Origin of the sequence: Bacillus sp. FSL R9-9492 (assembly GCF_038007365.1) — a bacterium.
GTDB lineage: Bacteria > Bacillota > Bacilli > Bacillales > Bacillaceae_G > Bacillus_A > Bacillus_A mycoides.
The window spans coordinates 5,268,849-5,281,091 of record NZ_JBBOXC010000001.1; the positions used below are offsets into that span (position 1 = coordinate 5,268,849).

Here is a 12,243-nt window from a genome sequence, read left to right on the forward strand (position 1 = left end):
CTAGTAGAATTTCCCAACTAGGTGATATCCTTTTTACTTTCCCTTCATGAACACGAGTAGAGAAAATTATATCAACGGTTCAACATGGAATATCGATTTACCGTCAAAGATTGACAATAACGGCAAGCTACCTAAAGAAAGAGGCTGTTCAAAATTGAACAGCCTCTTTCTTATATTAATGAGTCGGACCAGATACTTCCTCTGATTTCAGCGTATTATTCGCTCCAAGAGAATGGTACAATATCTTTCCATTTCCATTAACAGTAACGATATGGTCATTATTAAAGCTCTTGAATTTTACAGAGCCGTCACCGTAACGAATATGATATTCTTCATATGTCGTTACTTTATATTTCGTTGCACTTTGACGTTCTACATTGCGAATATTCATTGTCAATAAATCTTCTGTAATTCCTTTTTTGTGTAGATATTGTAAGTAATCACGGTCTTCCTTATACGATTTCCCGCTCTTATCATAATCATTTTCAATTAAACTAAAATCGTTTAATGCAATTGCACGCACGTTATTATAAATATGATTTTGTACAAAATCTCCAACCGCTGAACTAGAAGCTTCTTTTGGGAACTTTAAGTAATATGTACTTTGATCTCCAACTTTAATACTTTCAGATTTCATCACACCAAATTCAGCGTTTTTCTCTAAATGTACTTCTACCGTTTCATCCGTTGGTACAGGACCAAGTTTATAACTTCCGTAATTTAACTTTCCACGTTTCTTGCCATTAACAAATACAGTTGCATCATTTTCATCAGATGAAATGGTTATATAATTTCCTTCAAGTGATAAATTCACTTCTACTGTCCCATTCTTTTCATCTGCTAAATCCACTTCTTTTTCTGTCTCTAATTCAGCAAGTTCCGTCTTCGCCTTTGCCTTTACAACATAAGCACCCGGGAAGTATGGACCTAATTCTTTCGAAGTTTTATCACTAGAAAGCTCTGTTTCTTTTTTATCATTCACATATATTTCAGCATTCTTTGCAGTTGTGCTAACATTCATGTAATACGACTTCATGCTGAACTTATACTTCGGATACAAGAACCATTCTTTCCCGTCTTCTATAATTTTCCCATCTTTAAAAGATGCTTTATCACTTGCTAACTTTTGATCTACTGTCTCTCTTTGCAAATATGATAACAGTTCTTTATTATAAGAAAGATTCTCTTTTAAATAACGGATATACGCCTTAATATCTTCTGTCTTAACCTTTAAGGTTGGATCGTCTACTTTCAAAATCTCATCGATTGCATTCACATCTTTATTTTGGAATGCTTCAATCATTGCATTTACTTGCTTTTCCTTCGAAAACTTGCTCGCACCGAATTTATATGCGCCAAACAAAATAGCAAAAACAATGACAAAACCTATAAGTAAAAACATGTTCTTCTTACTTTTCACTGACTTTGTTTCTCTACGCATTTCTGAGTGAGAAGAAGCTGTTTGATCAGCAATTTCTTCTACTTTACTTCCGCAATCAGGACAAAAGTTCAAATGATCCGCAACTTGTTTATTGCATGTTCCACAAAACTTCAAGTATTTCTCCCCCTTATTTTTTCACTAATTTCATACCCGCGAATGTTAATAAGTAAGAAATAAGAAAACTACCTACTATTAAATATAGCGTGTTACTTTGAATAGATAATATCGGTCCAGAAATTCCAGCGAACTCCTTCATAATTTCCTTACTTCCTGAAGCTGTAATATGAATTTTTGCTAATCCATTTACACAAAGCATCATCACTGTATAAACAGCACTAAACACTGCTATAGTTACGTACATATTTCGCATACGATATTGAGCCAATTTCATTCCAGCCCTAACTAGTAGAATACATGGTAGAAGAATTAATAATCCCCACCAATGTAAATACGAATTAAAATCATCAATATCTTTTATACGATCAGCACTAGCACCATTAGCGATTTCCAGGTCTTTTAAAGACGTACCCTGTATTGATATGCCTGACATATACGATACATGCAGTGGCCCTTTTTCGACTGAATATCTATGCATTTCTCTCTCCATATTTCCCCACTCAATTTCAGTTGGAGAAAGGTGGGCCATATTCCACATGAAAGGTGTTGCTTCTAAAGAAAGTAATACTTTATACGCCTTCTCTGGAAAATCAATTGGACCCATTGATTTTGAACTACTAAATAAAATCGTAATAAGTATAATACCAAATGTAATAAGTAGTCCTTTCAAAACAGTCAATATACTATAATAAATAGACGTTACATACGGGACAAACTGACTAGTAGAAGAAAGCATACGATGTGGTCCTGCTTCAATACTCATACCAATAAAGCTGAATAATAGGCCAAATATAATACCAAACAATAAACTAACAACATGAGAATATACAACATCAATAGTCATCGTTTGATAGAAATAAGAAATAGATGTAGAAGAACTTGCCATAAAGCTTACAATACATAAGAAAATACCGTATATCATGCCAATTACACATGATGTCATGAACTTCTCTCGCCAACTAATTGAAGGTTTTTTTCTTTCAACAAAAAATCCACTTCCACCTAATATAAGTGCCGGAATAGTTACCAAGATGAATAATGGCATATGAAGAAGGAATGACATCGTGTATGCCCCGCTCCCGCTAATTTCAATACCTATTAAATGACACATTAAAATTAATGGTGCTATACCAATAAATGATTGATTAATGGTATTCATATTCAACATACCATCCGTATTTCTAACCGCTGTCTCCACTACATCATTTATAGCAGAATCTATTATTAAACTGCCAATGAAGCCTGCAATGAACATACATACAATTGCAAAAGCACCACCGAATAATCCTTTTTTCAGCATACTTCCTGATGCATTTACATGTAATTGCGCTCCTGCATTTGGTAATTTCATGTTCGATTCTTTTTGGGCGACTCCTAATAAAGAATCACCGCATTTCTCACAATATGTAGCATATTCTTTACTTTCCTGTCCACATGTTCGGCAATACTTCGAAGATTGCGGGACTAACATAACATGGCTATCTATACTATCCGTACTTGAGCCGTCATGTGTACAATAGTTTACTGCCTCCGGCTGTTCTAAACCGCAAATTTTACAATACATGTTCCTCACTCCTTACTTTGCTTCATACCACATGCTGGACAGAATGTAGCTTCCGTTGCAATTTGTTCACCACATGAAGAACATGCTTCTTTTTCAATATTTTTTGATTGAAGGAGTAACTCATTTTCTTTACCGCACTGCCCGCAAAATTTATCATTTAATGATAATGGACCACCGCAACTACACTGTCCTTTTTGTTCTTGTCTCTGTAAATTAGAAATTTGTCTGCGCGTGTTATAAATAGCAACATCAAGCTCTTGCACTGGTGCTACAATAGCTTTCAACAAATCTATTCGAACTTCATCATCACGAAGTTGCATATATACCGTTTGACCAAGTTCAAGTAAAATTTCAGTTTTTTCTTGTAACTTCTCTTGTGTAATCTTCTTTAATTGCGCCATTTCCTGTGCTACTTGCAACTTCATCTTGCCTTGCTCAATTCCCTCTTGCAACTTATTCATGCCATTACCAAACTTCGATTGTAAATCTGACAAACAAATTCTCTCCTTTTAATTACATAGTAATATACAAAATTAACATTATATATATTACCATGATTTTCTAATTGTGTAATTAGAATTTCATTTTTTCTGTTTTGAGCATTTTTTGTTTATAATGGTAAAGGAAAGAAATCTGTGTACGGAGGAATATTATGCTGCAAGACTCAATTACGAAAGATGAAATTATGATGATTGCGAATGAGTTCGTTCAAGGGCTTGATCCACAGCAAGTTGCTGATCAAGAGCATGTCGCTACAGCTCGGCAACTATATCGTAGTGGTGTTGTCTATAACGTTGACTTTGATGGCTATACGCTATCCGGAACTGTAAATGCTGAAGGCAGTGTATATAGTGTTCACATTCCGATTCGTAATGTCACTGAAAGCTATTGCGATTGCTTCGCGCCAACGCAATGTCAGCATATGCTTGCTGTGTTACTATCTGCAGCTTCTAGTTTTGGGCAAGTAGGAGATGTATTAACTTTATTCAAAAATAATACAAAACCTTCTCTTCCTCCTATTCGAACTGCACGACAAGTATTGCAATCATCAGCTTTTGAAGAAATGGATTATAAAAGTTGGCAAACATACTTTGAAAATGAATATGAATCATTTAAAAAAGAACAAGCGCGGCTCACTTATAAACAAATGTATTTTCTTATGAGTCTTTTTACAGACTTCTATACAAAATTAGAACGGAAAGCTCCGCGCATCGTTGCTATTCATGAATTATTTAAGTTGCACGCGGCACTTTATTGCTTTCAAAAATTATTAGAAGAAATTCAAGAATTTGAAGCAAACAAACTATATTCTTATCACCAACCAGTTAACGTCGTTCGCCTATTCGTTGATAAAGTTGAATCTACCGTTAGGGACCTAAAAACAGAGGCGATTCCAGAAGAATCCAAACCGATTTTAGAAGAAACAGCGCGGCTTATACATGAATCATTCTTCTCTACCGATGCCTATACACAAGAGCGATTCTTCATTTATCGTCACGTATGGGGTGAACTGTTAAGAACAGAGGAGCAGCTACAAGAAGAAAAAAAACGAATCAATACTAAAATCAATCCACTTTCCAAAGCATTAGCATCTTCTCACCTGCTCTTTTTAAACGGTGAAGATGTATCGGCAATGGAATTACTGGAAAAACAGCCTTCTTCTGTTGTGAGCCTTTACTTCTATTGGTTAGAAGAGTTATTAAGTGCGATGGAGTGGGACCGCGGGAAAGATTGGCTTTCCTTTACTTATAAACAAGTAAAAGAAACGATAACGGAACAAGAAAATACCGTCTTCATACAAGATATCGTTCGATTATTTGTGATGATGTATGAGACATATGCAACACATACGAATGAACAAGCGGGATTAGAAATGATTTTACAAGAACTATTACCGTATAGTTTCACAAATTATGAACAATATGTACTTGCGAAGAAACAATACCATGCATGGACAGAACTTCAGCTCTTATATGGATTCGAAGTAATCGAACTTTTGAAAGAACCATTGAAAGATATTGAAAAAGAAGCGCCCGAAGCAGCACTTCCTCTTTATCACCATGCCGCAATGGAAGCAATTGAAGAGCGAAATCGCAAATCATATAAACGTGCCGTTCGTTACTTAAAGAAATTACGTATGCTTTATAAACGACTGAAGCGAACTGATGAATGGGATGCTTTCATTATTCATATCGCTAACTTACATTCACGTCTGCGTGCACTACAAGAGGAATTACGGAGAGGAAAATTAATCGATGATCATACAAACTGAAGTAACAATTAGGCTCCAGCACGTTAGTCAAGGTTGGTTCCTTTGGGGAGAAGATGATAGCGGTACGCTCTTATCCGTAGCAACTTGGAAAAAAAATGCATTCGCATGGCACTCTACTTCTTTCTACGGAACGTTTTTAAAAGAAGCAACGTATGAGGGAAAACAAGGCGTTATGTTAACGAATGCACAGGCATTTGAATACATCGCAAATAAACCGATGAATTCATTTGCAAATATGCAAATGAACGGTCCTATTACGGCACTTACAAAGGACGCAAGTGAATTATGGGACGCTTTCGTCAGCGGCAGCTTCGCACCTGACATGAAGCATTGGTCTCAGCAGCCATCTTGGAAAGTTCAGAATACCTCAATTGAAGATGACATGTTAGCATCTCTTTTCTCTGCCGCTGTGAACGAAAGTATTTTGCAAGATGCTCGCTCAAATGACGGATGGGAAGATGCAAAGAGACTATACGAACATTACGACTTTACGAAAAGGCAATTGGAAGCAGCACTACATGAAGAGGATTGGCTTCGAAAAATTGGTTACATTGAAGATGATCTTCCATTTACAGTCGGCTTAAGACTACAAGAACCGCAAGAAGAACTTGAAATGTGGAAGCTTGAAACAATCGTTACACCAAAACGTGGTGCACATCGCATATATGTATATGAAAGTATCGATTCCTTACCAAAACGATGGCACGATTACGAAGAACGTATCCTTGAAACACAAGAAGGATTCAGTAAGCTCGTACCGTGGCTAAAAGAGGACGACAAGTTCCGAGAAGAACTCTTTGAAACGGAAGCTTGGAACTTCTTAACCGAAGCAAGTAATGAATTACTGGCAGCAGGTATTACAATTTTACTACCATCATGGTGGCAAAATTTAAAAGCAACAAAACCGAGGTTGCGTGTACAGCTGAAGCAAAGTACAGCACAAACACAGTCTTTCTTCGGCATGAATACGCTCGTTAATTTCGACTGGCGCATTTCAACGGACGGAATTGATTTATCAGAAAGTGAATTTTTCGAACTCGTTGAACAAAACAAACGTCTTTTCAATTTAAATGGTCAATGGATGAGACTTGATCCTGCCTTTATTGAAGAAGTAAAAAAACTAATGCACCGTGCCGATAAATATGGACTTGAAATGAAAGATGTGTTGCAGCAACATTTATCTAATACGGCAGAAACAGAAATTGTAGAAGACAATAGTCCGTTTACCGATATTGAAATCGAACTAGATGGATATTACGAAGAGCTTTTCCAAAAACTTCTGCACATTGGAGATATTCCAAAAGTAGATGTACCATCTTCGCTACAAGCAACACTCCGCCCGTATCAACAACACGGTGTTGAGTGGTTACTATACTTACGAAAGCTTGGATTTGGAGCGTTATTAGCCGATGATATGGGACTCGGAAAAAGTATTCAAACGATAACTTACTTACTATACGCTAAAGAAAACAATCTCCAAACAGGTCCTGCATTAATTGTGGCACCAACATCAGTCCTTGGAAATTGGCAAAAAGAATTCGAGCGTTTCGCACCAAGTTTACGTGTTCAGTTACACTATGGAAGTAACCGATCTAAGGATGAGTCATTTAAAGATTTTCTTCAATCAGCAGATGTTATATTAACTTCTTATGCATTAGCTCAGCTTGATGAAGAAGAACTTAGTACGTTATGCTGGGACGCTGTTATTTTAGACGAAGCACAAAATATAAAAAACCCACATACGAAACAGTCGAAAGCAGTAAGAAACCTACAAGCAAATCACAAAATTGCTTTAACCGGTACACCGATGGAAAACCGACTTGCTGAGCTTTGGTCTATTTTCGACTTTATCAATCATGGGTATCTCGGAAGCTTAGGACAATTCCAGCGCCGCTTCGTCACACCGATTGAAAAGGACCGCGATGAAGGAAAAATCCAGCAAGTTCAGCGGTTTATCTCGCCGTTTTTACTGCGTCGTACGAAGAAAGATCAAACGGTCGCATTAAACTTACCAGATAAACAAGAACAGAAAGCTTATTGTCCACTAACTGGTGAACAAGCTTCCTTATATGAACAACTTGTTCAAGATACATTACAAAATGTAGAAGGATTAAGCGGAATTGAAAGACGCGGATTTATATTACTTATGCTGAACAAGCTAAAACAAATTTGTAATCACCCAGCCCTTTATTTGAAAGAAGAAGAACCACAAAATATCGTCGAGCGCTCTATGAAAACAAAAACGGTAATGGAGCTCATCGAAAATATAAAAGACCAAAATGAAAGTTGCTTAATCTTCACTCAGTACATTGGCATGGGGAACATGCTAAAAAGTATGTTAGAAGAAACATTCGGTCAGCGCGTCCTCTTCTTAAACGGGAGCGTACCGAAGAAAGAGCGTGACAAGATGATTGAGCAGTTCCAAAACGGAACGTATGACATCTTCATCTTATCGTTAAAGGCTGGCGGAACAGGATTAAACTTAACTGCCGCCAACCATGTTATTCACTATGACCGTTGGTGGAATCCAGCTGTAGAAAACCAAGCAACAGACCGTGCTTATCGCATCGGTCAAAAACGCTTCGTTCACGTTCATAAGCTTATTACAACGGGAACACTTGAAGAGAAGATTGATGAAATGTTAGAACGAAAACAATCATTAAATAACGCCGTCATTACAAGCGATAGTTGGATGACCGAACTATCAACCGACGAACTAAAAGAATTACTTGGCGTATAAAGTGAAACTTTAATCAATGGGGTTTTGTTCATCCCCCACTGATTATTAGCCTTCACCAATCGGGCTTTTACGGGCAGTTAATGCGGGATAAGGTGGATCTTTCTATTCCCACAAATAGCGGGATAAATGAAAAAGGAGCAAATCTCTAAATGAGATTAGCTCCTTTTTCTATGCCAAAACCAATTGCTTATTATAATTCCTGTTAACCCGCCGCACGTATCAAGCAATGAATCTTGCCACATCGGTGTACGGTCTCCCGTAAACCATTGATGAATTTCATCAAATGTTGCATACCCCGCAACGAAAAGGAGGGCGTATGCAAAGCACCTTTTTCTCGAATAACCCGATCGATGAAAAGCATAATACGTCAGTGAACCGAGCATAAAGAACACCATAAAATGAGCACCTTTACGAAGGAAAAACTCAACAAATCCACCTACACCTTTATTTGCGATACTAACAGGTGTACCTCCCCCATAATCGATAGATACCCATGAAAAATGCTCTTTCACAAACTCAGCATTTACATATTGCTCAATATCCGAGCGCATATCCTGTTTTTTATATGGCTGTGCTGAAGAATAGAAAATAATCCCCATCCATAGTAATACAGGAATCCAAAATAACCATTTACGATTCATTCTCCCGAAAACCCCTCTCTTAGTCTTTTAAGAGTACCAAAAAAAAGAAAAAATTTCACGCCAAAACATGACATTTACACCCTATTTATAAAGTGAAAGGGGGTGATAAACATGGCAGTTGAAACAATCGTAATGGATTTAACTTTACGCCTTGTATTAAACGGAGGATTAGACAAAAACGGTAAAACAGTTTTTAAGAACAAACAATTCAAACGTGTGAAAACAAATGCAGATTTAGGAAAAGTACATGAAGTAGCACGTGCTCTTGCTTCACTACAACAATCATCACTTCACGCTGTACAACTTGTAAGCACGTCAGATCTTTCTAATCTATAATTAAAAAGGAGGGAATAAAGCATGCAAGTACTAGAGTTAATTTTCGTGAAAGAAGATGGAAAAACAGTTGCCTTTTCTATCGAAAATCCCATCACACCAGTAAATGAACTAGTCGTAAATCAAGTAATGGATACCATTCTTTCTTCATCTGTATTTTCGTCAATTAGTGAAAATACTCGTAAAAAAGGGGCTCGCCTCATAGAAAAAAACGTATCTGAAGTTCAAATCACTCCGTAAATCAAAAAGACGAATCTGCATTATTTTGCAGATTCGTCTTTTTTCTTCGGCATTTCAATTGGAATAAAGATGTTTGAAAAACCAACACAAACATACTTATAATTCTCTCCGCCTAAATCAAACTCTGTCGTATATGTTGAGAAGAAAATATAATCATTTCGCTTTGTATAATGCTCAATTAATAATCCAACTTGTGGTTCAACATACTTATTTGCTAATTTTTTTCCCGCTGATGCTAGATCGCCAAGTATACCCTCTTTGTTTTCTTTCTCAACCTCTTCTAGCTTCTTACTCACATCATTACGCTTCATAAATTGTTTTGCTGCCCAATCCGTATATTCTCCCTTACCCGGATTACTGTTTGCTAAATAAACTAAGAGAACAACAGCTAGAGCCATAATAATATACTTTTTCTTCATGCTATATCACCGCCTACTCTTTTCTATTTTCATATATATGTACAAGCGATGCAAATTAGAAAGACTATCATCTATTGATTGTAAACGAACCGTAAAAATTTACAATACGAAACAAAAGATTAATAATAATTTTACATAATTCGTATATAATTATATTCAGAATAACAATTTTTATAAGGGAGGATTTTAGAATCATGGATAATGAAAATGATATTTTTATTTCTAGTTCTACAATGATGCTCGAACCTTGCAAACACCCTTATTACCGGACAAAAATTATCGACAGTAGCGGAAACCCTCTGTACTCTTGCCAAACAGCTATCCAACTCATAAAGAAATCTTGTCTAACACATGTTCATTCTACTTATCAAGGTAGACGTCATGCAGTCCAAATAAACTTTAAGCTCAAACAAAATGTTCCAATTCCAATTAATCACAAAGAATATATTTGCGTTTTCCCAACAGAATCTCCTTCTTCTCCAAGCTGCATTTGGTTGTTCTATAACCATATAGATGAGATAGAGTTTTCCAAAAAAACTAACAAAGCTAACATTCATTTTTTTAACGGAACTACTATAACAATACAAATAGGTTCTCATAAGTTACAGCAACAATTTTTGAAAGCTGGACATGTATTATCCCGAATGAACATAAAAGATTCACTACACTCAAAAACCCTCTTGCCACATTTACTGCCTTAAAATAAATAGAATGGAACGCAATATTTTCCTTGCCTTCCATTCTACTTATTATTCTTATCCCCTTACACTATCCCTCATTTTCTCAAGCGCTTGTCGATATACCCATCTCACTTGATAGTACGTCATACCCATTTCAGAAGCTATCTCTCCCATATTTTTCCCTGTAAAAAATCGCTCTGAAATGATATGCTTCTCCTTCTCATCTAACACACTCATAAAGTCCTTCGCCCTCGTTCCAGCATCTTCACACTCAAATCGTTCCTCATACTCGTCCGTGCATACATAGTGCTCTTGCACTACGCATTCTTTCTTCAACCTTTCCAATATATAACCACGTACTGTTACGACAGCATAAGCAGGGAAACTACCTTTCTCCTCCTCATACCTTTCATAAGCATGCCAAAGACCAATTAAACCACATTGATAATACTCTTCATAATCCTGGTAAATATTTAACCTCTTTATTTGATTTACAATCATACCTTCATACAAAACAACCGTATCTGCAAAAGTCGCTGGCTTCACACAGTGCCCGTTTCTAAAAGGTATACCTCTTCAGTATTCCGCGGTACCTCTACAATATAAAATGAGAAAGGAAATTTCATTGTGGGTAATTTCAAATACTGCTGCCGTAATTTGAAATTACACTAGGCAGTATTTGAAATTCTACTTGGGGCATTTGAAATAGGGGTAAAAATAAAAAAGTTCCTCCTATACATTAGAAGGAACCTTTTGTTTATATATTTGCAAGCTACATTACTCTTTAGCTATGCTTTTAAAAAATCTATCGATCGCATATAAACCAGTAGCTAAAATACAGCTTGTAACACCAACAAATATATAAGGATTCTTATTCGGCATATATTCTACAGCTAACAATGCTACGACTAACATAAACAAAACATTTGCTAAAAATTTCTTAAGCATATTTATCCCTCCTTACAAAAAAAATGCAGCAATTATAAAAATAATTGCTGCATTTCTTTCTAGTGACGTAAAACATCACTATTATTGGAACATTCCTTTTACCGCACCAAATCCAATAGTTAAGATAAAGAAGACAACCATAAGAATTGTTGCTTTCTTTTTGCTTAAACCAGCTGTAATTTGAAGACCTAACCATGTAATAACAAATCCCCAAATTGTGAACACTTCAATATTATTTGCAATACCTTTTGCAACACCACCACTTGAAGAGAAAATCGGTCCTAAACCAGTGTACATTTCTTTCCCTGATCCGCCTAAAACAAGTGCTAATACTGTGTTTATTAATAAACCAAGTAATGAAATAATGCTTGAATACACACTAATCGTTAATAATTTCTTATAAGAAGTATCATTGCTCATTAACATCATTAATACTTTATACACCGCTGCGCTAATAAAGAAACCTATCGCCATACCAATAGCACCAAATACTGCACCTGTACCAAACGACATTATAGGTGTAACGCTAATACCCAAATCCTTATTCATCTTAATCGCCTCAGGGGTTAGGGAGTACACATAAGCGGCAAGACCTGCAACAAGTCCACCTAATAAAATAAGTATCCAAAACGCACCCCAAACCGCATTACTAGTTTTCATTCGCTCAAACTGTACACCAGGAGAAGTAATCATTCCAAATAATGACGGCTTCTTCGCACCTTCATCTTGCATATTAATATTCGCTTCCATTATAACGCCTCCTTCTATTTATATAACCCGTTCTAACGGGCGGTTCACATCCTCATGCAAGAGGCTACGAACCGCCCACTAGAACGGTAATGTGTATT

13 protein-coding genes are annotated in these 12,243 nt (G+C 36.4%); 5 read left to right on the plus strand and 8 right to left on the minus strand.

Annotation, left to right across the window (positions count from 1 at the left end):
* Positions 1-175: 175 nt before the first annotated feature.
* The 3 genes from MKY70_RS27165 to MKY70_RS27175 are packed head-to-tail and all read right to left on the minus strand — an operon-like array spanning position 176 to position 3,616.
* A complete protein-coding gene (locus tag MKY70_RS27165; protein ID WP_341026170.1) occupies positions 176-1,555 on the minus strand; it encodes a zinc ribbon domain-containing protein in 1,380 nt (459 codons plus the stop codon).
* Positions 1,556-1,568: 13 nt separating this feature from the next.
* Positions 1,569-3,122 carry a hypothetical protein gene (locus tag MKY70_RS27170; protein WP_341026171.1) on the minus strand — a complete coding sequence of 518 codons (1,554 nt, stop codon included), beginning with the start codon at positions 3,120-3,122 and terminating at the stop codon, positions 1,569-1,571.
* A gap of 5 nt (positions 3,123-3,127) precedes the next feature.
* A complete protein-coding gene (locus MKY70_RS27175; RefSeq protein WP_002034798.1) occupies positions 3,128-3,616 on the minus strand; it encodes a zinc ribbon domain-containing protein in 489 nt (162 codons plus the stop codon).
* Between the two features lie 158 nt (positions 3,617-3,774).
* Here MKY70_RS27175 and MKY70_RS27180 point away from each other — a divergent pair, with 158 nt between their 5' ends.
* Together MKY70_RS27180 and MKY70_RS27185 are read left to right on the plus strand one after the other, a co-directional pair.
* Positions 3,775-5,394: an SWIM zinc finger family protein gene (locus MKY70_RS27180; RefSeq protein WP_341026173.1), complete on the plus strand. Its 1,620-nt coding sequence runs from the start codon at positions 3,775-3,777 to the stop codon at positions 5,392-5,394.
* A complete protein-coding gene (locus tag MKY70_RS27185; RefSeq protein ID WP_088031766.1) occupies positions 5,378-8,134 on the plus strand; it encodes a DEAD/DEAH box helicase in 2,757 nt (918 codons plus the stop codon). Before MKY70_RS27180 ends, MKY70_RS27185 begins: the two co-directional genes overlap by 17 nt.
* A 155-nt stretch (positions 8,135-8,289) precedes the next feature.
* Here the strand turns inward: MKY70_RS27185 and MKY70_RS27190 are convergent, their stop codons facing one another.
* On the minus strand, positions 8,290-8,775 hold the full coding sequence (locus MKY70_RS27190) for a VanZ family protein (protein WP_001080696.1): 486 nt from the start codon (positions 8,773-8,775) through the stop codon (positions 8,290-8,292).
* A 111-nt stretch (positions 8,776-8,886) separates the two neighbouring features.
* Between MKY70_RS27190 and MKY70_RS27195 the strand changes: the two genes are divergently transcribed.
* Together MKY70_RS27195 and MKY70_RS27200 are read left to right on the plus strand one after the other, a co-directional pair.
* The gene (locus MKY70_RS27195; protein ID WP_002016256.1) at positions 8,887-9,111 is read left to right on the plus strand and encodes a DUF1659 domain-containing protein; all 225 of its coding nucleotides are present in this window, start codon (positions 8,887-8,889) and stop codon (positions 9,109-9,111) included.
* Between the two features lie 21 nt (positions 9,112-9,132).
* The gene (locus MKY70_RS27200; RefSeq protein WP_002034804.1) at positions 9,133-9,348 is read left to right on the plus strand and encodes a DUF2922 domain-containing protein; all 216 of its coding nucleotides are present in this window, start codon (positions 9,133-9,135) and stop codon (positions 9,346-9,348) included.
* Positions 9,349-9,368: 20 nt separating this feature from the next.
* Here MKY70_RS27200 and MKY70_RS27205 read toward each other — a convergent pair whose 3' ends face one another.
* Entirely contained in the window at positions 9,369-9,767 is a 399-nt protein-coding gene (locus MKY70_RS27205) for a DUF4359 domain-containing protein (protein WP_002034805.1), read from the minus strand.
* Between the two features lie 194 nt (positions 9,768-9,961).
* On the opposite strand from MKY70_RS27205, the gene MKY70_RS27210 reads away from it, so the two are divergent.
* Complete coding sequence (locus tag MKY70_RS27210; RefSeq protein ID WP_002167365.1) at positions 9,962-10,468, plus strand: competence protein ComK; 507 nt, start codon at positions 9,962-9,964, stop codon at positions 10,466-10,468.
* A gap of 54 nt (positions 10,469-10,522) precedes the next feature.
* Here the strand turns inward: MKY70_RS27210 and MKY70_RS27215 are convergent, their stop codons facing one another.
* From MKY70_RS27215 to MKY70_RS27225, 3 genes are all read right to left on the minus strand, one after another.
* A complete protein-coding gene (locus MKY70_RS27215; RefSeq protein WP_088031763.1) occupies positions 10,523-10,993 on the minus strand; it encodes a sigma-70 family RNA polymerase sigma factor in 471 nt (156 codons plus the stop codon).
* Positions 10,994-11,224: 231 nt separating this feature from the next.
* The gene (locus MKY70_RS27220) at positions 11,225-11,395 is read right to left on the minus strand and encodes a hypothetical protein (RefSeq protein WP_341026176.1); all 171 of its coding nucleotides are present in this window, start codon (positions 11,393-11,395) and stop codon (positions 11,225-11,227) included.
* Between the two features lie 81 nt (positions 11,396-11,476).
* Complete coding sequence (locus MKY70_RS27225) at positions 11,477-12,145, minus strand: Yip1 family protein (RefSeq protein WP_341026177.1); 669 nt, start codon at positions 12,143-12,145, stop codon at positions 11,477-11,479.
* Between the last annotated feature and the right edge of the window lie 98 nt (positions 12,146-12,243).

Bases quoted from the DNA above. Each gene is read 5' to 3' on its own strand.
- MKY70_RS27220 (WP_341026176.1), bottom strand. From the start codon at position 11,395: ATGCTTAAGAAATTTTTAGCAAATGTTTTGTTTATGTTAGTCGTAGCA.
- MKY70_RS27200 (WP_002034804.1), top strand. From the start codon at position 9,133: ATGCAAGTACTAGAGTTAATTTTCGTGAAAGAAGATGGAAAAACAGTT.
- MKY70_RS27180 (WP_341026173.1), top strand. From the start codon at position 3,775: ATGCTGCAAGACTCAATTACGAAAGATGAAATTATGATGATTGCGAAT.
- MKY70_RS27210 (WP_002167365.1), top strand. From the start codon at position 9,962: ATGGATAATGAAAATGATATTTTTATTTCTAGTTCTACAATGATGCTC.
- MKY70_RS27170 (WP_341026171.1), bottom strand. From the start codon at position 3,122: ATGTATTGTAAAATTTGCGGTTTAGAACAGCCGGAGGCAGTAAACTAT.
- MKY70_RS27225 (WP_341026177.1), bottom strand. From the start codon at position 12,145: ATGGAAGCGAATATTAATATGCAAGATGAAGGTGCGAAGAAGCCGTCA.
- MKY70_RS27185 (WP_088031766.1), top strand. From the start codon at position 5,378: ATGATCATACAAACTGAAGTAACAATTAGGCTCCAGCACGTTAGTCAA.
- MKY70_RS27190 (WP_001080696.1), bottom strand. From the start codon at position 8,775: ATGAATCGTAAATGGTTATTTTGGATTCCTGTATTACTATGGATGGGG.
- MKY70_RS27205 (WP_002034805.1), bottom strand. From the start codon at position 9,767: ATGAAGAAAAAGTATATTATTATGGCTCTAGCTGTTGTTCTCTTAGTT.
- MKY70_RS27195 (WP_002016256.1), top strand. From the start codon at position 8,887: ATGGCAGTTGAAACAATCGTAATGGATTTAACTTTACGCCTTGTATTA.